The sequence below is a fragment of the Streptomyces sp. NPDC060205 genome, from assembly GCF_042728395.1.
In the GTDB taxonomy this organism is placed as follows: domain Bacteria; phylum Actinomycetota; class Actinomycetes; order Streptomycetales; family Streptomycetaceae; genus Streptomyces.
On record NZ_JBHWZP010000134.1, the window covers coordinates 1 to 24,072 of the forward strand.

The 24,072-nt window shown below is 71.7% G+C and carries 1 protein-coding gene; it reads right to left on the reverse strand.

Going from position 1 to position 24,072, the window contains the following annotated elements; translation table 11 throughout:
* Positions 1-91: 91 nt before the first annotated feature.
* Positions 92-24,058 (reverse strand): non-ribosomal peptide synthase/polyketide synthase, encoded by a 23,967-nt coding sequence (locus ACFWGJ_RS23235; protein WP_387327604.1) that lies wholly within the window; start codon positions 24,056-24,058, stop codon positions 92-94.
* Between the last annotated feature and the right edge of the window lie 14 nt (positions 24,059-24,072).

The window sequence follows — 24,072 nt, forward strand, 5'->3', positions numbered from 1 at the left end:
CCCTCGTACGAGGGAGGGCCGGTCTCCTACCTGAGGATGAGGCTCAGGTTCTGTCGCCCGGAACGGGCCGTCGGGATCAGCTCGTTGGGGCTCAGAGGTCGAACTCCTCGTACTCCGTGTCCTCGGCGCCCTCCGCGCCCTGCGCCGCCGCACCGCTTCCGACGACCACGGCGATCGCCGCGACCGTGGGCCGGTCGAAGACCGACGCGAGCGGCAGATCGACCCCGAACGCCGCCCTGACACGCGAGACCACCTGCGTGGCCAGCAGGGAGTGCCCGCCCAGGTCGAAGAAGTTGTCGTCGACCCCGACCCGCTCCACGCCGAGCAGTTCGGCCCACATCTCCGCGAGGACGCGTTCGGTCTCGCCACGGGGCGCGACATATCCCTCCCCCGTGCCGGCCCGGGTCGCGCCGTCGAGCATCCGGAGCGCGGCTCGGTCGACCTTGCCGTTCGGTGTGAGGGGCAGCGCGGCCACCTCGACGAACAGGGAGGGAACCATGAACCCGGGCAGCCGCTCCGCCACGAAGGACCGCAGCTCACCGACCGCCGGAATCCCCTCCTCCTGATCGGCCGGCACCACATGCGCCACCAACCGCCGATCCCCCTCCAGACCATCCACCGTGACAACCGCCGTACGTACGGCGGCATGCGCGGCCAGGACCGTCTCGATCTCGCCGGGTTCGACGCGGAAGCCCCGGATCTTGACCTGATCGTCCGCACGGCCCACGAACTCCAACCGGCCGTCCGCCAGCCATCGCACCTGATCACCCGTTCGGTACATCCGCGTGCCGTCGGCGGCGAAGGGGTCGGCCGCGAAACGCTCGGCGGTCAGGTCCGGGCGGCCCAGGTAGCCGCGCGCGACACCGGTACCCGCGATGTACAACTCGCCCGCCATCCCCACGGGCACAGGGCGCAACTGAGCATCCAGTACGTAGGCGCGGGTGTTGGCCATCGGCGTACCGATCGGCGGCACGCCCTCACCGTCGGGGTCGAGGACGGCCATGCTCGCGCACACCGTCGCCTCGGTCGGACCGTATGCGTTCAGGAGCCGGTACTCGCCGCGCCAACGAGCCGCCGCGGCCTCCTCCAACCGCTCGCCCGCCGTGACGAGAGTCCGCAGACCCACCAGGTCGGCCGGCTCCAGCACGGACAGCAGCGACGGCGGCAACGTCGCCACCCGCACGTCCTTCTCCCGAACGAGCACGGCCAGCGCACGCGGCTCACCGCGCTCCTGCCCGGTGGCCACCACCAGCCGGCCACCGGCCGCCAACGTCACCACGACCTCGGACACCGCGGCATCGAAACCGAACGGAGCGAACTGCAGCACCCCGTCGCCTTCACCGACCCCGAACGCACGAGCCTGTGCCTGCGCCAGGTTCACCACGCCCCGATGCGCGACCTGCACACCCTTCGGACGCCCCGTCGAACCCGACGTATAAATCACGTACGCCAACTGGTCGGGAGACGTCGTCACCTCGGGCGCACGCGCCGGCAGCTCCGCCAGCGCGGCCACGACCGCCGGCTCGTCCACGACCACCGTCCGCAGACGCCCCACCGGCAGCTCGTCGACCAGCTCCTCGGTACCCACGAGCACCGTGGCCCGGCTGTCACGCAGCATGAACCCGAGCCGGTCGGCCGGATACTCCGGATCCAGCGGCAGATACGCGCCACCCGCCTGCCACACCGCGAGCATCGCCACCACCATGTCCACCCCACGCGGCAGACACAGCGCCACCACCGACTCCCACCCCACCCCCACCGACCGCAGATAGTGCGCCAGACGATTCGCCCGACCCATCAACTCCGCATAGTCGACGGACACTTCACCGCACACCACCGCCACCGCATCGGGCGTCCGCGCAGCACGCACAGCAATCAGCTCATGCACCCCACCCACCGCAGGCAGCGCCTCCGCCGTCGCGTTCCACTCCCGTACGACCTGATCGTGCTCGGCCGCCGTCAGCATCCTCAGCTCGCCCAGACTCAGGCGCGAATCCGCGGTCAGGGTGTCGAGGAGGGTGACGAAGTGGCCGGCCATCCGGTCGATCGTGCGCGCGTCGAACAGGGCGGTGCTGTACTCGATCGCTCCGGACATCGCGCCGCCGCCGTCGGTCAGCACCAGGCGGATGTCGAAGCGGTTGGTCATGGTGGTTCCGGCGTCGTCCGGGAACGACTCGGGGTCGAGGCTGTCGTCGGCGGGAGCGTCGGCGGACCGCCCGTCCTCGGTGAAGTAGTTGAACAGCACCTGGAACAGCGGGCTACGCGACCGGTCCCGCTCCGTGACCAGCTCGTCGACGAGTTGCTCGAAGGGCAGGTCCTGGTGCGCGTACGCGTCCAGGGCCACCTTCCGTACCCGGGCGAGCAGTTCGGCGAACGTCGGGTCGCCGGACAGGTCCGTGCGCATCACGAGCGTGTTGACGAAGAACCCGATCAGGTCCTCCGTCTCGGCACGGTTCCGGTTCGCGACCGGCGTGCCCACGACCACGTCGTCCGACCCCGCGTACCGGCCGAGCAGCACGTCGAAGGCGGCCAGCAACGTCATGAACATCGTCGTGCCGTGCTCGCGGGACAGCGCCCTGAGCGCGGCCATCGTCGGCTCGGGGACCTCGAACCTGGCTGTCGCACCGGCCGGCGACCACAGCGCCGGTCGCGGCCGGTCGGTGGGCAGCTCCAACGTCGGAGCGCCCGCCAACTGCTGCGTCCAGTAGTCGCGTTGCGTGTCCATGACCTCGCCGGTCAGCCACTGCCGTTGCCAGACCGCGAAGTCCGCGTACTGGACGGGCAGGGCCGGCAGCGACGGTTCGCCGCCCTCGCGCAACACGGCGTACAGGTACATCAGTTCCCGCTGGAAGATGCGCGTCGACCACTCGTCCGAGACCACGTGGTGCATCGAGAGGGCCAGAACGTGTTCGTCGGCCGCCACCCGGATCAGCATGGCGCGGATCAGCGGGCCGGCAGCGAGGTCGAACGGGGTCGCCTCGTCGGCCGCGACGAGCTTCTCGGCCGCGAGGAAGGGAGCGCCCTCCGCCGACACGTCGATCAGCGGCAGCGCGAAGGTCGTCGGCGGGGCGACGACCTGGTGCGGCACACCGTCCGCACCCGCGACCAGGCGCGTCCGCAGGACCTCGTGCCGTGCCACGATCGCGGTCAGCGCCCCTTGGAGGGCGGCGATGTCAAGGTCGCTGCCCATCCGGACCCGCATGGGCAGGTTGTACTCCAGGGAACCGGGCTCCAGCCGGTCCAGGAACCAAAGGCGCTGCTGAGCGAACGACAGCGGCAGCGGCCGGTCCCGGTCGACGGGCGTCACCGGCCGGAGATCCGGCCGGTCGGCCGTCTCCGCGACGCTCGCCGCCAGGCCGCGTACCGTCGGCTGGTCGAAGAGCGCCGACAGCGGGACCTCGGCGTCCAGGACGTTCCGGATCCGGGAGATCACCTGGGTGGCGAGCAGCGAGTGTCCGCCCAGCTCGAAGAAGTTGTCCTCGGCGCCGATCCGGTCGATGCCCAGAACACTCGTCCAGATCCCCGCGAGCAGTTCCTCGACGGCGCCGGCGGGGGCCACGGAGGTGGCTGCCTCCGAGCGGCCGGGCTCCGGTTCCGGCAGTGCGGCCCGGTCCAGCTTGCCGTTGGGGGCCAGCGGCAGATCGGCCAGCTCGACGAAGACGGAGGGGACCATGAACTCCGGGACGCTGCGCCTCAGATGCTCGCGCAGTTCGGCCACCGCAGGCATCCCGTCGGCGTGGTCGGCCGGCACCAGGTAGGCCACCAGACGGCGGCCCTCGTCCTCGCCCCAGGCGGTGACGACCGCGGACCGGATACGGGGATGGCCGACGAGTGTTTCCTCGATCTCTCCCGGTTCGATACGGAAGCCGCGCACCTTCACCTGCTGGTCGATGCGGCTGAGGAATTCCAGGCGCCCGTCGGCGCGCCAGCGCACCTGGTCGCCCGAACGGTAGGCGCGGGAGCCGTCACCCGCGTACGGATCGGCCACGAACCGCTCCGCGGTCAGCGCGGGCCGGTGTCCGTAGCCCCGGGCGAGGCTCGCACCGGCGATGTACAGCTCGCCCGCGATGCCGACCGGTACCGGCTTCAGACGCTCGTCCAGCACCATCAGCCGTACGTTCGTCAGCGGCAGGCCGATCGGGACGAGGCCGCCGGGCGACCAGTCCGTCGTGCCGTCCGGGCGCGGGCACAGCGTGCTCGCCGCGTCGATGGTGTTCTCGGTCGGGCCGTACAGGTTGGCCACCAGCGCCGTGGTGTTCCTCGCGTGGAAGCGGGCCACATCGGCCGCCGACAGCGCCTCACCGCCGCAGAACACCATCCGCAGCATCGGCAGGGAGGACGGCCAGGCGTGGGAGACGAACAGTTTGAACAGCGACGGCACGAACTGAACGACCGTGATCCGCCGGGACTCGATGAACTCCACCAGGTAGTCCAGGTCTCCCTGCCTCCCGGGGGCGGCGAGGACCAGTTCGGCGCCGTTCGACAGCGGCCACAGGAGTTCCCACACCGAGGCGTCGAACGTGAGCGGCGTCTTGTGGAGCACGCGGTCCGCCGCGGTCAGCCGATGCTGGTCCTGCATCCACGAGACGCGGTTCACGACACCGCGGTGGGTGATCTGCACGCCCTTCGGGCGGCCGGTCGAACCCGAGGTGTAGATGACGTACGCGAGCTGCTGCGGGTGGACCACAACGCCGGGCGAGGTGGCCGGCCGGGCCGCGAGGGCCGCACGGGTGTCGGGGTCGTCCAGCCACACCACCGTGTCCAGCGTGGCTCCGGCCGCCACGTCGGCCGCGACGCGGCGGTGGCCGACGAGGATGCCGGCACCGCTGTCCGCGAGCATGAACGCCAGGCGGTCCGCCGGGTAGCCCGGGTCGAGCGGGACGTAAGCCGCCCCGGTCTGCCAGACCGCGAGGACCGCGGCGACCATGTCCGGGCCGCGCTCCAGGCACAGCGCCACCGGGAACTCGGTGCCCACGCCGAGGTCGCGCAGGTGATGGGCGAGGCGGTTGGCGCGGTCCATCAACGCGCCGTAGGTGAGGGTCTCTTCGTCCGATACGACGGCGACGGCGTCCGGCGTCGCGACCGCCCGCCCGGCGATCAGCTCGTGCATCCCGCTGACCGGCGGCAGGGGTGCCGCGTTGTCGATCCACTCGTGCAGGAGCTGGTCGTGCTCGGCCGGGGTCAGCAGCGGCAGATCGCCGATCCGCCGGTCCGCGTCCTCGTCGGCGACGGCCGCGAGGAGGGTGACCAGGTGCCCGGCCATCCGCTCCACGGTCGTGGCGTCGAAGAGTGCGGTGCTGTACTGGATCTCCCCGGCGAGCGAGCCGTCGTCCTCGCCTTCGCCCAGGGTGACCATGAGGTCGAACTTGACGGGCAGCGACTCCGGTACGAACCCGGCGCCGTCGGCCGCCCGGTCCGGAGTCGCGACCGGTTCGCTCTCGGCTCCGGAGTCCCGGAGGTCCTCGGCGACGTAGCTGAAGAGCGTCTGGAAGAGCGGGGTACGCGACCGGTCCCGCTCAGTGACCAGCTCGTCGACCAGCTGCTCGAACGGCAGGTCCTGGTGCGCGTACGCGCCGAGGGCGGTCTCGCGCACCCGGCCGAGGAGTTCGGCGAAGGTCGGGTTGCCCGACAGGTCCGTGCGCATCACGAGCGTGTTGACGAAGACGCCGATGACGTTCTCGGTCTCTGCCCGGTTGCGGTTCGCGATCGGGGTGCCGACGGCCATGTCGTCGGTGCCGGCGTAGCGGCCCATGAGGACGTCGAAGGCGGCGAGCAGCGTCATGAACATCGTCGTACCGTGGGCGCGGGAGAGCGCGCGCAGCGCCCGGACCGTGTCAGCCGGAACGGCGAACCGGCTCACCGCACCGGCGGTGGACCGCACCGCCGGCCGCGGCCGGTCGGTCGGCAGTTCGAGCGTCGGCAGAGCAGCCAACGTACGGCGCCAGTAACCGAGTTGCTTGTCGAGCACGTCGCCGGTCAGCCACTGGCGCTGCCAGGCGGCGACGTCCGCGTACTGGAAGGCCAGCGGCGGCAGCGGGTTCGCCTCGCCGGCGCGGAACGCCTGGTAGAGCGCGAGCAGTTCGCGCCGGAGGACACGGTCCGACCATTCGTCCGACACCGCGTGGTGCATCAGCAGCGCGAGCACGTGCTCGTCGCTCCTCAGCCGGATGATCGTGGCCCGGATCAGGGGTCCGTGCGCCAGGTCGAAGGGAACCGTGCCGAGTTCCGCGATCAGACGGGCGGTCGCATCCTGCGGGTCCGCGCTCCCGGAGAGGTCGAGGACGGGGAGAGGCATGGGAGCGGGCGGGTCGATGACCTGGTGGGCCACTCCGTCCGCACCCGCGACCAGGCGGGTCCGCAGGACCTCGTGGCGGTCGACGACCGCGTCCAGTGCGGCGCTCAGGGCAGGGAGGTCCACGTTCCCGGTCAGGCGCAGCCGGGTCGACATGTTGTACTCCGTCGAGCCCGGCTCCAGCTGGTCCAGGAACCACAGGCGCTGCTGAGCGAAGGACAGCGGGAGCGGCTGCGTACGGTCCGCCGGTACGACCGGCGGCGCTCCGTCTCCGGCCGAGGTCTCGATCACGGCCGCCAGGCCGCGCACGGTGGGCCGGTCGAAGAGCGCCGACAGCGGCACCTCCGCCCCGAACGCCTCCCGGATCCGGGAAACCACCTGCGTGGCCAGCAGCGAATGCCCACCCAGGTCGAAGAAGCCATCGGTGACACCGACCCGGTCCAGGCCCAGCACCTGCGACCAGATACCCGCCAGCAGTTCCTCGGAGACCGTGGCGGGAGGAACGTACAGCCCTTCCAGACCACCAAGAGATCCGTGGGGTTCGGGGAGTGCCTTGCGGTCGATCTTGCCGTTCGGGGTCAACGGCAACGCCGCCAGCTCGACGAACAGCGACGGCACCATGTACTCCGGCAGCCCGGCACGCAGCCACTCCCGCAACTCGTGCGCGGGCGGGACACCCTCCGCTTGGTCGGCGGGAATGACGTACGCCACCAGGCGACGGTCCGCACCGGTGCCGTGACCGACGACGACTGCCGAGCCAACGGCCGAGTGACCGACCAGAGCCGCCTCGATCTCGCCCGGCTCGATCCGGAAACCACGCACCTTCAACTGCTCATCCGCGCGCCCCAGGAACTCCAGCCGACCATCAGCCAGCCACCGCACCCGGTCACCCGACCGATACATCCGCCCACCATCGGCGGCGAACGGATCGGCCACGAACCGCTCCGCACTCAGGCCCGGACGACCCAGGTACCCGCGGGTCACCCCGGCACCGCCGATGAACAGCTCACCCACCACACCCACCGGCACAGGTTCAAGCCGGCCATCCAGCACATACACCTGGGTGTTCGCCACCGGCGACCCGATACCCAACAACCCATCCATCGTGACCTGTTCACACGTCGACCAGACCGTCGTCTCCGTAGGCCCGTACATGTTCCAGACCTCGCCGACACGCCCCACCAACGCACGAGCCAAAGCGTCCGGGAACGCCTCGCCACCACACAGCGCAACGAGGCCAGGCAGGCCCGCCCACCCGTCGGCGACCAGCATCTGCCACGTCACCGGCGTCGCCTGCATCACCGACACACCCGAACGCTCCAGCTCACCCGCCAGTGCACCCGGATCAGCCGCGATCTCCCGACCAGCGACCACCACACGGCCACCCACCACCAACGGCAACCACAACTCCAGCCCCGCGATGTCGAAGCCCCAGGTCGTGACTGCCAGCAGCACATCGTCCGCGCTCAGCCGCGGACGCGTCGCCATGCCGGAAAGGAAGTTCACCAAGCTCGCCTGGGCCACGAGGACGCCCTTGGGGCGACCCGTCGAACCCGACGTGTACAGCACATACGCCAACTGGTCTTCGCCGCACGGCACATCGAGGGGCACGGACGAGAGCCCTTCCAGCATCGACCGCGTTTCCACGTCGTCGAGCCAGACCACCGAACCTACCGGCAGCTCACCGGCCACCGACCGATGCCCCACCAGCACAGCCGCACCACTGTCCGCGAGCATGAACTCCAGCCGCTCCGACGGAAACTCCGGATCCAGCGGCAGATACGCACCCCCCGCCAGCCACACCGCAAGCCCCGCCACCACCAAGTCCACGCCACGTTCCACACACACCGCGACCACGGACTCCGCACCCACACCCACCGACCGCAGATAACGCGCCAGACGATTGGCCCGGGCCATCAGACCGCCATACGTCACCGACTCCCCGCCGGCCACAACCGCCACCACATCAGGCGCGGCAACCGCCCGCTCCGCGATCAGCTCATGCACCCCACCCACCATCGGCAGCTCCACCGCCGACGCGTTCCAGTCCTCCAGTACGAGGTCGCGCTCAGCCGCCGACAGCACCGCAAGCTCATCGATCGCGCGATCCGCGTCCGCCACGACAGCGTCCAGCAGCGTGACCAGATGCCCCGCCATCCGCTCCACCGTCACCGCGTCGAACAACGCGGTGCTGTACTGGATCTCCGCGGCCAACGCGCCCTCGGCGTCCGCCAGGGCCAGTGCCAGGTCGTACTTCACCGGCACAGGACCGCTGTGCGAGGCCGCGTCGGCGGTCGACCTGTTCGCGGTACCGGCCGTGCTGTCGTCGACCTCCTGCTGCAGCTCGCCCGGGTCCCCTGCGACGTAGCTGAAGAGCGTCTGGAAGAACGGACTGCGCGAGCGGTCCCGCTCGACGTCCATCGCGTCCACCAGCTGCTCGAACGGCAGGTCCTGGTGCGCGTACGCGCCGAAAGCGGTGTCACGCACCCGGCCGAGGAGTTCGGCGAACGTGGGCGCGCCGGACAGGTTCGTGCGCAGTACGAGCGTGTTGACGAAGAACCCGATCAGGTCCTCCGTCTCGGCCCGGTTCCGGTTCGCCACCGGCGTGCCCACGACCACGTCGTCCGACCCCGCATACCGCCCCAACAAGACGTCGAAGGCCGCCAACAGCGTCATGAACATCGTCGTGCCGCGCTCACGGGATAGGACGCGCAGCGCCTGCGCCGTCTCAGCCGGAACGACGAACCGGGCCACTGCGCCCTCGGTGGAGCGCGCCGCGGGCCGCGGCCGGTCGGTCGGCAGGTCGAGTGTCGGCAGATCCGCCAGCGCACGCTGCCAGTAGCCCAGCTGGCCGTCGAGCACGTCGCCGGTCAGCCACTGGCGCTGCCAGGCGACGACGTCCGCGTACTGGAAGGCCAGCGGCGGCAGCGGGCTCGCCTCGCCAGCCCGGAACGCCTCGTAGAGGGCTGCAAGCTCGCGCTGGAGCACACGGTTCGACCACTCGTCGAAGACGACGTGGTGGATGACGAGGGAGAGCACATGCTCGTCCGGAGCGATCCGTACGAGCAGGGGCCGCGCCAGAGGCCCCTGCCCCAGGTCGAACGGCGTCCGGATGTCCTCCGCGAACAGGTCGTCGGCGACACCCTTCGGATCGCTGCTCCCGGACACGTCCACGAGCGGCAGGGGCACGGCGGCCGGCGGGTCGATGACCTGGTACGCCACTCCGTCCGCACCCGCGACCAGGCGGGTCCGCAGGACCTCGTGGCGGTCGATGATCGCATCCAGGGCCCCAGCCAGAGCCACCACGTCCATGTCCCCGGTCAGCCGCAGCCGGGTCGACATGTTGTACTCCGTCGAGCCCGGCTCCAACTGATCCAGGAACCACAGGCGCTGCTGCGCGAACGACAGCGGGAGCGGCCGCGTACGGTCCGCCCGTACGACCGGCGGCGCTCCGTCTCCAGCCGAGGTCTCGATCACGGCCGCCAGCCCACGCACGGTCGGCCGGTCGAAGAGCGCCGACAACGGCACCTCCGCCCCGAACGCCTCCCGGACCCGGGAAACCACCTGCGTCGCAAGCAGCGAATGACCGCCGAGCTCGAAGAAGGAATCCGTAGCACCGACCCGCTCCACACCGAGCACCTGCGACCAGATCCCCGCGAGCAGTTCCTCCGGGACCGTGGCCGGAGCGACGTAGGAGGTGTCCAGTTCACCGCGCAGCTCGGACGGCTCGGGGAGTGCCTTGCGGTCGATCTTGCCGTTCGGGGTCAACGGCAGCGCCGCCAGCTCGACGAACAGCGACGGCACCATGTACTCCGGCAGCCCGGCACGCAGCCACTCCCGCAGCCCGCTCGCCGACGGAACACCCTCCGCCTGGTCGGCAGGAACGACATACGCCACCAGGCGGCGCTCCACCCCGGTGCCGTGACCGACGACGACAGCCGAACCGACCGCCTCATGCCCGACCAGAGCCGCCTCGATCTCGCCCGGCTCGATCCGGAAACCACGCACCTTCACCTGCTCATCCACACGCCCCAAAAACTCCAGCCGGCCATCGACCAGCCACCGCACCCGGTCACCCGACCGATACAACCGCCCACCATCCGCAGCGAACGGATCGGCCACGAACCGCTCCGCACTCAGGCCCGGACGGCCCAGGTACCCACGGGTCACCCCGGCGCCCCCGATGAACAGCTCACCCGCCACACCCACCGGCACAGGTTCAAGCCGGCCATCCAGCACATACACCTGGGTGTTCGCCACCGGCGACCCGATACCCAACAGCCCATTCATCGTGACCTGTTCACACGTTGACCAGATCGTCGTCTCCGTGGGCCCGTACATGTTCCAGACCGCGTCCACGTGCCGCATCAGAGTTGCGGCCAGCCCTCCCGGCAGTGCCTCCCCACCACACAGGGCGACAAGCCCAGGCCGTCCGGCCCACCCGTCCGCGACCAGCATCTGCCACGTCACCGGCGTCGCCTGCATCACCGACACATTCGAACGCTCCAGCTCACGCACCAGCACGCCCGGATCAGCCGCAACCTCCCGATCAGCCACCACCACACGGCCACCCACCACCAGCGGCAGCCACAACTCCAACCCGGCGATGTCAAAGCCCCAGGTCGTCACCGCCAGCAGCACATCGTTTGAATCGAGCCCCGGACGCGCGGCCATACCAGTTAGGAAGTTCACCAGGCTGCCCTGGTCCACCAGCACACCCTTCGGACGCCCCGTCGAACCCGACGTATACAACACATACGCCAACTGATCAGCAGCACAGGTCACATCAAGGGGTACGGACGACAGGCCCCCCAGCAGCGACCGCGTCTCCGCATCATCCAGCCACACCACCGAACCCACCGACTCCGCCGGCAGCCCTCCGGCCACCGACCGATGCCCCACCAGCACAGCCGCACCACTGTCCGCAAGCATGAACTCCAGCCGCTCCGACGGGAACTCCGGATCCAGCGGCAGATACGCACCCCCCGCCAACCACACCGCAAGCCCCGCCACCACCAAGTCCACGCCACGTTCCACACACACCGCGACCACAGACTCCGCGCCCACACCCACCGACCGCAGATGACGCGCCAGACGATTGGCCCGGGCCATCAGACCGCCATACGTCACCGACTCCCCGCCGGCCACCACCGCCACCACATCCGGAGCCGAGGCAGCCCGCTCCGCGATCAGGTCCTGCACCCCACCGGCCCCGGACACCTCCACACCCGTTTCGTTCCACTGCCGCACCACCGCATCCCGCTCGCCCGCCGTCAGCACCGCGAGCTCGCCCACGCGCCGGTCCTCGTCGGCCGCCAGGGCGTCCAGGAGGGTGGCCAGGTGGCCGGTCATGCGCGCGACCGTCTCGGCGTCGAAATGGGCGCGGTCGTAGGAGAGCTTGATCCTGACGTCGCGTCCCGCGCCGGCGGTGAGGTGGAGCGGGTAGTTGACCTGTTCGCGGCCGTAGTTGAGGTCGGCCTGCAGGCCGTTGGAGGCGGAGGTCTCCCGGCCCTCGGCCAGGGTCTGGTCCGGGAAGTTCTCGAAGACGAACAGGCTGTTGAACAAGGCCTGCCCGGACGGCAGTTCGCTGCACTCACTGATGGTCACCAGCGGAACCTGCTCGTACTGACGGGCCAGCACCTGTTCTTCCTGCAGCCCGACCAGCCAGTCCACGACCGGCTGCTCACGGTCGACGCGGATGCGCGTCGGGGTGGTGTTGATCAGGAGGCCGACCATCGTGTCCATGCCCTCGACCTGGCCGCCGCGCCCGGACGACGTCACACCGAACACCACGTCGTCCGTGCCGGAGTACAGGGCGAGGAGGAGCGCCCACGCGCCCTGGACGACCGTGTTCACCGTCAGCCGGTGACGGCGGGCGAAGTCCGCGAGGCCGGACTCGGCTGTCGCGCGCGACAGCGCGACCTGGGCCTCGGCGCGGCCCTGGTCACCGGTGGCCCGCTCCACACCGAGTGTGATGGGTTCGGTGATCCCGGCCAGCCGCTCGCGCCAGTAGGCGCGTGCCTGGTCCAGGTCCTGGCCGTGGACCCATGCGACGAAGTCCCGGAAGGGCGCGCGCGGGGTCGGCGCCGGCTGGACCCGGCCGGTGCGGAAGGCGTCGTACGCCTCCAGCAGCTCGCCCATGACGATGGGGAGGCTCCAGCCGTCGAGGAGCAGGTGGTGGTAGCTCCACACAAGCTGGTGCCGGTCGTCGGCGAGGCTGATGACGGTGATCCGCATCAGGGTGGGCGCGGAGAAGTCCGCGCCCTGCGCCCAGTCGGCCTCCAGGTGCTCGCGGATCGCCCTCTGCTGTGCCTCCTCGCCCAAGTGCGAGACGTCCCGGACGTCCATCGGCAGCGGGACGGAGCGGGAGACGACGGCCAGCGGCTCGGGCACGCCGTCCCAGACGACTGCGGTGCGCAGCACCTCGTACCGGGAGACGACCAGTTCCCAGGCCCGCTTCAGGGCGTCGAAGTCGAGTTCGCCCTCCAGGGAGAGCCCGTTCTGCACCCAGTACATGCCGGGGTCGCCGGAGAGCCGGGTGTGGAAGAGCATGCCCTGCTGGAGGGCGGTCAGCGGGTAGATGTCCTCGACCTGGGTCGGCAGGCTGCGGGTGACTCGGTCGAGGGCGGCCTGGTCGAGCCGCTGCGCGAGCGGGAAGTCGGACGGCGTGTGACCGCCCGTTCCCGGCCGGCGGCAGTACTCGATCAGTTCGGCCAGCACCTCGACGTACCGCTCCGCGAGGCGCGCGATCGTCGCCTCGTCGTGCACCTCGGCGCCGTACGCCCACACCATCTCCAACTGACCATCGTGAACGCGGCAGTTGACGTCGATCAGGTGTGCGCGGTCGCCTTCCGTCGACCAGGCACGGCCGAGCGAACCCTTGCCCGGACGGAGCCGGGCCGCCGTGCCCCGCGGGGTGGCGGGCGTGCGGTCGCCGGTGCGCGCGGCCTCCTGGCTCAGGTAGTTGAAGCTGACCTCGGCCTGCCCCCGCGGGCTCCAGTCCGTGAGGTGGCGCAGCAGGCCGTAGCCCAGGCCCTTGCGCGGGACGCCGCGCAGGTACTCCTTCGTACGGCGCAGCAGCGCGCCGAGGTCGCCGTCGGCCGCGCCGGTGAGCACCACCGGGTAGACGCTGGTGAACCAGCCGACCGTACGGGACACGTCGATGTCGGGGCCGACGTCCTCGCGCCCGTGGCCCTCCAGGTCGACGACGACGGACGGGGTCTCGGCCCAGGACGTCAGGGTCGAGCCGAGCGCGGCGAGGAGGACGTCGTTGATCTGGGTGCGGAAGGCGCTCGGCACCTCGCGCAGGAGGTGCTCGGTGAGGTCCGCGCCGAGCGTGGTCACGATTTCGCCGGCCGAGGTCGCGTGGTTGCTCCCGGCGCGGTCGCGCGGCAGGGGCGCGGCGGCGGCCTCGGCGGCGCGCCAGTACGGGGCCTCCGCGGCCAGTTCGGGCGAGCCGGCCAGTTCGGCGAGGCGCTGGGTCCACCGCGGGAAGGACGTCGTCTTCGCGGGCAGCTCCACCGTCGCGGCGCCCGCCGCGGCCTGCGCGTACGCGGAGATCAGGTCCTCCACCAGCACGGGCCAGGAGACCGCGTCGACGACGAGGTGGTGTGCCACCACGAGGACCAGCGGGTCCCGGTCGCCGCGCTCGAAGACGGCGACCCGGAACAGCGGCCCCCGCTCCAGGTCGAGGCTCGCCTGAACCTGCGTGGCGCGTGTCTCCAGGTACGCGGCCTCGTCCAGGGCGTCGTCCATGAGGGGGACGTCGATCACCGTCACCGGATCGGCCGTCCCGAGGGCCACCAGGCGTCCGGCCCACTGCCCGTCCTCCCGTACGAACCGGGAGCGCAGCACGTCGTGCTGTGCGACGAGCGCGCGCACCGCCGCCCGCAGCAGTTCGTGGTCGATCGGGCCGTCGGCCTCCAGGACCGTGGACTGGTTGAAGTGCGCCGCCCGTGGCAGCTCACGGCCGAGGAACCACCGCTGGATCGGCGAGAGCGTGAAGTCCCCCACCACGAGGCCCTGTTCGGCGTCGGCGGCACTCTCGCTCGCCGCCACCGCGGCGAGAGTGGCCACCGTCTGGTGGTCGAAGAGCTGCGCCGCCGTCACGTGCACGCCGAAGTCGCGGGCGCGGGCGACGACGCGGATGCTGATGATGGAGTCGCCGCCGAGGTCGAAGAAGTTGTCCTCGATCCCGACGCGTTCCACACCCAGCACCTCCGCCCATGTCTCGGCGAGGATCCGCTCCGCCTCGGTGCGCGGCCCGACGTACGTGCCCGCCGACGCCGCGCTCGCCCCGTCCGGTGCCGGAAGGGCAGCGCGGTCGACCTTCCCGCTCCTCGTCAGCGGCAGGCCGGCCATCTCGGTGAACAGCGCCGGCACCATGAACGTGGGCAGGCGTTCGCCGACGAAGGCGCGCAGCTCGGCGACGGGCGGAATGCCCTCGGCCATGTCCGCGGGCACGAGGTAGGCGACGAGCTTGCGCTCCGTACCGCTGCCGTACGCCGTCACGACAGCGGTCCTGACGCCGGGGTGGCCCGCGAGCACGACCTCGATCTCGCCGGGCTCGATGCGGAAGCCGCGCACCTTCACCTGGTTGTCGGCGCGGCCCACGAACTCCAGGCGTCCGTCCGCAAGCCGGCGTGCCCGGTCGCCTGAGCGGTACATGCGGCTGCCGTCCGCGGCGAACGGGTCGGCGACGAAGCGTTCGGCGCTCAGCGCGCCCCGGCCGCCGTAGCCGCGGGTGACGCCGGCGCCGGCGATGAACAGTTCACCGGCGACGCCCACCGGGGCGGGGTTGAGCGCCGGGTCGAGGATGTGGACCCGCTCGCCGAGGAACGGGGTGCCGATCGGCGGGGTGCCGTCCGCGGTGACCTGTCCGCCGGTCGTGGCGATGGTGGTCTCGGTCGGCCCGTACACGTTCAGCAGCTTCAGCCGCCGGTGCCACCGGGCGGTGAGCGCGGCCTCCACGCGCTCGCCGCCGACCAGCACCGCGGCGAGGTCGGGGAGGTCGTCCGGGGACAGCACCCCGAGCAGCGTGGGTGTCATGAAGGCGAGGCCCACGGCGGCCCTTCGCATCATCGAGGTCAGCCGCTCGGGCGGGGTGCGGTCCTGCCGCTCGGCCACGACCAAGGTCGCACCGGTCGGCAGCGCCATCACCACCTCCCACACGGAGGCGTCGAAGCTGAAGGACGCGAACGCGAGGACTCGGTCGCCCGGGCCGGCCTGCAGCAGCGGGCGCATCGCCTCGGCGAGGGTCGTGACGCCGCGGTGGGGTACGTGGACGCCCTTCGGCCGTCCCGTCGAACCGGACGTGTAGATGATGTACGCCAGCTGGTCGGGCAGGGAGCGCCCCTGCGGCGGGGTCGCGGGGAACGTGTCGAGTTCCGCCGAGGTCGCCGGGTCGTCCAGGAGCAGCACCGTGTCCACGGTGCCGTCGGTGGCGAGGTCGGCGGCCACCGCCTGGTGGGCGACGAGCGCCGACGCGCCGGTGTCGCTCATCATGAACCGGCGACGCTCCAGCGGGTAGGCGGGGTCGAGGGGCAGGTACGCCGCCCCGGCCTGCCAGGCCGCCAGCGCGGCGACCGCCATGTCGGCGGAGCGGTCCAGGCAGAGTGCGACGACGGACTCCGGGCCCACGCCGGCCAGGCGCAGGCGGTGGGCCAGCCGGTTCGCGCGGGCCATCAGCGCGCTGTACGTGAGGGACTGCTCGCCCGCCAGGACCGCCACGACGTCGGGTGTAGCGGCCGCCTGCGCGGCGATCAGCTCGTGCAGGCCGCCGGTGGGCGGCAGGTCCGCGGCGGTGTCGTTCCACTCATCGACGAGCAGCCGGCGCTCCGCCCCGGGCAGCAGTGTCACCTCGGCCACGTGCTGTTCCGCGTCGGTCGCGATGCCTTCGAGGAGGGTGATCAGGTGCGCGGCCATCCGCTCGACGGTCGCGGACTCGAACAGCGCGGTGCTGAACTGGAGTTCACCGGACAGTGCGCCGTTGTCGTCGGCCAGGGTCAGGACCAGGTCGAACTTCACGGGGACGGGCTCGGGGCCGGTTCCGGTGACGGCCGTCGTACGCACCGGGCCGGGGCCCTGGTCGCCGGGGTCGCCCGGCTCCCGGGGCACGTAGCTGAACATGACGTCGGTCAGCGGGTTGCGGGACCGGTCGCGTTCGGCGACGAGCGCGTCGACGAGCCGGTCGAACGGCAGGTCCTGGTGCCGGTACGCGCCGAGTGCCGTCTCCCGCACCCGTCCGAGGAGCTCGGTGAAGGACGGGTTGCCGGACAGGTCGGTGCGCATGACCAGCGTGTTGACGAAGAAGCCGATCAGGTCCTCGGCCTCGGCGAGCGAGCGGTTCGCGACGGGCGTGCCGATCGCGACGTCGTCCGTGTCGCCGTAGCGCCCGAGCAGGACGCTGAACGCGGCGAGCAGCGTCATGAACATCGTCGTGCCGCTCTCGCGGGACAGCGCGCGCAGCGCCTCCGCGGTGTCCGGCGCGATGCTGAAGCGGGTGACGGCACCCGCGGTGGAACGCACCTGGGGGCGCGGCAGGTCGGTGGGCAGTTCAAGGACCGGGGCCCGGTCCAGCCGGTCGCGCCAGTAGTCGAGTTGCTCGTCGAGCACACTGCCGGTCAGCCACTGCCGCTGCCAGGCCGCGACGTCCGCGTACTGGGCCGCGAGCGGCGGCAGCGGGTCGGGCTCGCCGGCCCGGAACGCCTCGTACAGCGCGGACAGTTCGTGCCGGACGATCCGGTCCGACCACTCGTCGAAGACGACGTGGTGCATGGCCAGGCTCAGGACGTGGTCGTCCGGGGCCAGGCGCAGCAGGGTGGCGCGGACGAGGGGGCCGTCCGCCAGGTGGAAGGGCGTCAGGCCGTCGGCGCCGATCAGCCGGTCGGCGGCGTCCTGCGGGTCGGCGGCGCCGGACACGTCCACGACCGGCAGGGGCAGACCGGCCGCGGGGTCGACGACCTGCTGCGCCACACCGTCCGCACCGGCGACGAGGCGGGTCCGCAGGACTTCGTGGCGGGCCACGAGCGCGTCCAGGGCGGCGCCGAGGGCGGCGACGTCCAGCTCGTCGGCGAACCGCAGACGGGTGGACATGTTGTAGTCGACCGATCCGGGGTCGAGCTGGTCGAGGAACCACAGGCGCTGCTGCGCGAACGACAGCGGCAGGGCCGCGTCCCGCGCCACGGGCGTCACCGGCGGCGCGGCGTCCCGGGCGGCGCCGTCGACGAGCGCGGCCAGGGCCCGTACCGTCGGCCGGTCGAACAGGGCGGCCAGCGGGAGTTCCACCGAGAACATCTCGCGGACCCTGAAGACGACCTGGGTGGCCAGCAGGGAGTGGCCGCCCAGCTCGAAGAAGCCGTCGAGGACACCGACCCGCTCCACGCCGAGCACGCGCGCCCACACGTCGGCGAGCAGTTCCTCGGTGGCCGTGGCGGGTGCGACGTACCGGCCACCGCTCCCGGTCCGGAATCCGGCGGGCTCGGGCAGCGCCGCCCGGTCGGTCTTGCCGTTCGGGGTCAGCGGCAGCTCGGCGAGCTCCACGAACACCGACGGGACCATGAACTCGGGCAGCCGCTCGCCCGCGAAGGCGCGCAGCTCGGCGACGGGTGGCAGACCCTCCGCGTGGTCGGCCGGGACGGCGTGGGCGACGAGCCGGCGGTCCGAGCCGTCCCCGAACGCGCCGACGACCGCCGCCCGGACGCCGGGGTGCGCGGTGAGCGCCGCCTCGATCTCCAGCGGTTCGATGCGGTAGCCGCGCACCTTCACCTGGTCGTCCGCGCGGCCCAGGAAGTGGAGCTGCCCGTCCGCCGACCACCGCACCCGGTCGCCGGTCCGGTACAGCCGGGAGCCGTCGGCGGCGAACGGGTCGGCCACGAACCGCTCGGCGGTCAGCGCCGGTCGTCTGCCGTAGCCGCGCGCCAACTGCGGTCCGCCGACGAACAGTTCACCGGGGACACCGACGGGCACGCAGCGCAGGGACGCGTCCAGGACGTACACGCCGGCGTTGAGGACCGGGGCGCCGATCGGCGGCGCGCCGTTCGCGGCCGGGTCATCGACCTCCGCGACGCTCGCACAGACGGTGGTCTCGGACGGCCCGTAGGCGTTGAACAGCCGGTGGCGCTGCCGCCACGCGGCGGCCAGGTTGGCGTCGAGCCGCTCGCCCGCGGTCACCAGCGTGGTCACGCCGTCCAGGTCGCCGGGCGTCAGCGCCTCAAGCAGCGACGGCGGTACGGTCGCCACGCTCACCCCGGCGCGGGTGACGAGGGAGGCGAGCCGGGCCGGGTCGGCACGGTCCGGCGCCTCGGCCACGACCAGGGTCGCGCCGACGGCCAGCGCCATGACCAGCTCCCACACCGAGGCGTCGAAGCTGAACGGAGCGAAACCGAGCACGGTGTCGTCGCGGCCGCTGCCCAGCGCGGCCTGTTGCGCCGCGACGAGGTTCACCAGCCCGCGGTGGGACAGGTGGACGCCCTTCGGCCGGCCTGTGGAACCGGAGGTGTAGATCACGTACGCGAGCTGGTCCGCCAGGACCGGCACCGCGGGCGGTGCGGCGGGCAGCGCGGCGAGCGCCGTACGGGTGTCCGGGTCGTCCAGCCACACGACGGTGTCGAGCCCGACGGCGGCGGCCACGAGTTCGGACCCGACGGAGCGGTGGCCGACGAGCACGGTGGCGCCGCTGTCGGCGAGCATGAACTGCAGGCGCTCGGCGGGGTACTGCGGGTCCAGCGGAAGGTAGGCCGCTCCGGCCTGCCACACCGCGAGGACCATGACGGCCCAGTCGACGCCGCGCTCGGGGCACACGGCGACCACGGACTCGGCCCCGACCCCCGCGTCCCGCAGGCGACGGGCAAGACGGGCGGCGCGCGCCGTCAACTCGGCGTAGCTCAGCGACACTTCACCGGAGACGAGGGCGGTCGCGTCGGGGTCCGCCGCGGCCCGCTCGGCCACCAACTCGTGCACTCCGGCCGCGGCGGACACGGGGCCGGCGGTGTCGTTCCACTCCCGCACCAGCCGGTCACGCTCGGCCTCGGTCAGGACGGGCAGGTCACCGAGCCGCTGCCCGGAGTCCGCGGCGACGGCCGTCAGGACCGTCGCCAGGTGGCCGGCCATCCGCTCCATGGTGGCGTCGTCGAAGTGCGCACGGTCGTACGACAGGCGCACCACCAGCTCCCGCGCGGAGGAGGCGATCACACCCAGGGGGTAGTTGGACTGGTCGCGCCCGTAGTTGGCGGCGGCCCGCAGCCCGTCGTCGTCCGTGTACGCGCCGCCCTCACCGCCCTCGACCCGTGCCTGGTCGGGGTAGTTCTCGAACGCGTACAGCGTGTTGAAGAGCGGCTGTCCCGGGGCGAGCGCACTGCACTCGGTGATCGTGGTCAGCGGAGTCTGCTCGTACTTGCGGGCCCGCACCTGCTGGTCCTGCAGTGCGGCCAGCCACTCCACCACGGGCCGGTCGCGGTCGATCCGGGCCCGTACGGGCGTGGTGTTGATCAGCAGGCCGACCATGGAGTCCATGCCGTCGATCTGTCCGCCACGGCCGGAGGACGTCGTACCGAACACCACGTCGTCGGAGCCCGCGTACAGGCCGAGCACCAGCGACCAGGCGCCCTGCACCACCGTGTTGAGGGTGAGCCGGTGGCGGCGCGCGAAGTCGGCGAGGCCCGATGCGGCGACCTCGTCCGGCAGCGGCACCTGCCGCTCGTCCCGCCCCTGCTGCCCGGTGGCGTGCTCCACGCCGAGGGTGACCGGCTCGGTGACCCCGGCGAGGTAGTCACGCCAGTATCCGCGGGCCTCGTCCAGGTCCTGTCCGGCGACCCAGGAGACGAAGTTCCGGAACGGGGCGCGCGCGGCGAGCACCGGTCGCGCCTCGCCCGCGCGGTGGGCGCGGTACGCCTGCAGGACCTCGCCCAGGACGATGGGGATGCTCCAGCCGTCGAGGAGCAGGTGGTGGTAGCTCCACAGGAGCTGGTGCCGGTCGTCGGCGAGCCTGATCACCGTGATCCGCACGAGCGTGGGCGCGGTGAAGTCCGCGCCGCGCGCCCAGTCGGCCTCCAGGTACGCGGAGATCGCGTGCCGCCGCTCCTCCTCGTCGAGCGCGGAGAGGTCCAGCACCTCCAGAGGGACGGGCACGGTGCGGGAGACGACCGCGAGCGGCTGCGGCACCCCCTCGGAGACGACGGCGGTACGCAGCACCTCGTGCCGCGAGAACACCAGCTCCCACGCCCGCGTGAGGGCATCGAGGTCCAGTTCGCCTTCGAGGAGGAGGCCGTTCTGCGCCCAGTACATGCCGGGGGCGGAGGACAGGCTGGTGTGGAAGAGCATGCCCTGCTGGAGGGCGGTGAGCGGGTAGACGTCCTCGATCTCGGTGGGCAGGCTCCGGGCGACACGGTCGAGCGTGGCCTGGTCGAGGTGCGTCGCGAGGGGGAAGTCGGAGGGCGTGTGCCCGCCGGCGTCGGGGCGGCAGCAGTACGCGACGAGGTCGGCCAGGACGTCGGCGTAGCGCTGCGCGAGGCGCGCGACGGTCGCCTCGTCGTGCACCTCGGCGCCGTACGTCCACACCATCTCCAGGCGGCCGTCGGCCACCTGACTGTTGACCTCGATCAGGTACGCGCGGGTGCCGTCCTGGGACTGGGAGTCGCCGAGGGAACGGCCGGTGGGACGGAAGCGGAGGGCCGGGGCGCCGGCGGCATGTCCGTGGGCGCCTTCGGTGGTCTGGGTGACCTGGGTGGTCTGGATGACCTGGGTGGTCTGGGTGGTCTGGGTGGTCTCGTCGGGGCGGCGGCCGGACTGGCCGAGGTAGTTGAAGCTGACCTCGGTGCGCTCCTGCGGGATCCAGTCGGTGAGGTGGCGCAGGAGGCCGTAGCCCAGTCCCTTGCGCGGGATGCCCCGCAGGTACTCCTTGGTGCGGCGCAGGAGCGCGCCGAGATCACCGTCGGCCGGCGGCCCGGTGAGTTCCACCGGGTGGACGCTGGTGAACCAGCCGACCGTACGGGACACGTCGACGTCCGCGCCGACGTCCTCGCGGCCATGGCCTTCCACGTCCACCACGACGGACCGTGTGCCGGTCCACTCGGTGAACACCGCACCCAGCACGCTCAGCAGCACATCGTCGATCTGCGTCCGGTACGCGGCCGGCACCTCGCGCAGCAGCTGCTCGGTCAGCCCGGCGTCCAGGAACAGGCGCAGGTTGCGCACCGAGGCGTTCCGGTTCGGGCCGTCGTGGTCGCGCGGCAGCGGAACGACCGCTGCCTCCGCCTGCCGCCAGTGGGGGGCTTCGAGCGCGAGCTCCGGCGACACCGCGAGCTCTGCCAGGCGCTGCGACCAGTGCGGGAACGAGGTCGTCTTGGCGGGCAGCTCCACGACGGTGGCACCCTGCTCGACCTGTCGATACGCGGCATCGAGATCCTCGATGAGCACGGGCCAGGAGACCGTGTCCACGACGAGGTGGTGGATGACGAGGAGTATCTCGTCACCGTCACCGTCACCGTCGCCGTCACCGCCACCGTCACCGTCGCCGTCGCGGCGGTCGAGGAGCGCCGCGCGCAGGAGGGGGCCGTCGGTCAGGTCGAGGCCGGCCTGGATCTCGGTGGCGCGGTCGTCCAGGAACTGCCGTTCGGCATCGGCTTCGGCGTCGGTTTCGACCTCCGCGTCGGCGTCCGGGCCGGGGGCGTGGATCGTGGAGAGCAGGTCGGCCGGCTCGGCGGCCAGGATGCGGCCGGTCCACCGGCCCTCCTCCCGCACGAACCGGGATCGCAGCGCGTCATGCTGCTCGACCAGCGCGTGCAGGGCCCGTCGCAGGATGTCGGGGTCGACGGGTCCGGCGGCCTTCAGGACGACCGACTGGTTGAAGTGCGCAGGCCGCGGCATGTCGCGGTCCAGGAAGTTCCGCTGGATCGGAGTGAGCGGGAAGTCGCCGACGACGAGCCCCTGTTCGGCTTCCGCCAGGCTCTCGCTCGTGGCGAACGGGGCCAGCGCGGCGACGGTCTGGTGGCTGAACAGCTGCGCCACCGTCACGTGGACACCTCGCTCGCGGCACTTCGCGGCGACGCGGATGCTGATGATGGAGTCGCCACCGAGCTCGAAGAAGTTGTCCTCGACCCCGACCCGCTCCACACCCAGAACCTGAGCCCACACCTCCGCCAGGACCCGCTCCACTTCGGAACGCGGCGCGACGAACTCCCCCGCCGCATCCGCCCAGGCGCTGTCGGGGTCGGGCAGGGCGGCACGGTCGAGCTTGCCGTTCGGGGTCAGCGGCAGGGCTGCGAGTTCCACGAACCCGGACGGGATCATGAAGGCGGGCAGCCGACTGCCCGCGTATGCGCGCAGGTCGGCGACGGAGGGGATGCCGGCCGTCAGATCGGCGGGGACCAGGTAGGCCACCAGGCGGCGGTCCTCGACGTCACCGAAAGCGGCGACGACCGCGGAACGAACCTGCGGGTGGCCGATCAGGACGGCCTCGATCTCACCCGGCTCGATACGGAAACCGCGCACCTTGACCTGGCCGTCGGCCCGGCCGACGAAGTCGAGCTGCCCGTCCGGCAGCCAGCGCGCCCGGTCACCCGAGCGATACATGCGGCTGCCGTCGCCGGCCATGGGGTCGGCCACGAACCGCTCCGCCGTCAGGTCCGGGCGACCGCGGTACCCGCGGGCCACCTGCGGACCCGCGATGTACACCTCACCGGCCACCCCCACCGGGAGCGGGTTCAGCCGGTCGTCGAGAACGTACAGACGGGCGTTGGCCACCGGGGAGCCGATCGCAGGCGCACCCGTGAGGAGGTCCGGGTCCACGACACCAGTGGTCACCATGACCGTCGACTCCGTCGGCCCATACGTATTCACCAACCGCCGACCAGCCGACCAGGCGCGCGCCACCGGCTCCGTCAGCCGCTCCGCCCCCAGCAACAGCGTCCGCAGCCCCGACACGCCCTCCGGGTCCAGGACACCCAGCAGGGACGGGACGACACTCGCCGCACGCACAGCCTCCGCCCGCAGCATCGACGTGAGCTGGGCCGCTTCGGCTCGCTCCTCCGACGTTGCGACGACGAGAACACCGCCGGAAGCGAGCGTCACCGCCACATCCAGCACGGCCGCGTCGAAGCTGAAGGAGGCGAACTGCAGCATCCGCGTTCCCGGTCCCGCACCGAGGACCGGAGCCAGCGCCGACACCATGCCCACCACACTGCCGTGCCCGACCTGCACACCCTTCGGCCGCCCCGTCGAACCCGACGTGTAAATCACGTAGGCGAGCTGGTCAGCGGTCAGACTTGTCTCGGGTGCTTCCGACGGCAGGGACGCAAGGGTGTCCCGTACGGCCGGGTCGTCGAGCCACACACCCTGCCCGACGGGCAGCCCCTCCACCAGGGAACGCTCGCCCACCACGACCTGCACACCCGCATCCGCCAGCATGAACTCCAGCCGGTCAGCCGGGTATTCAGGGTCGAGCGGCAGATACGCCCCACCCGCCTGCCACACCGCGACCATCGCCACGACCATGTCGATCCCGCGCGGCAGGCACAGTCCCACCACCGACTCGGCGCCCACACCCAGACCGCGCAGGTGATGCGCCAGACGGTTGGACCGTGCCATCAACCCGCCGTACGTGACCGACTCCCCGCCTGCGACAACAGCCACGGCATCCGGGGTCGCCACCGCACGCTCGCCAATCAGCTCATGCGCCCCACGCACCAACGGCAACTCGACCGACGACGCGTTCCACCCCTCCGTCACCAGCTCACGCTCACCCGCCGACAGCACCGGCAGCTCACCCACCCGGCAGTCGCCCT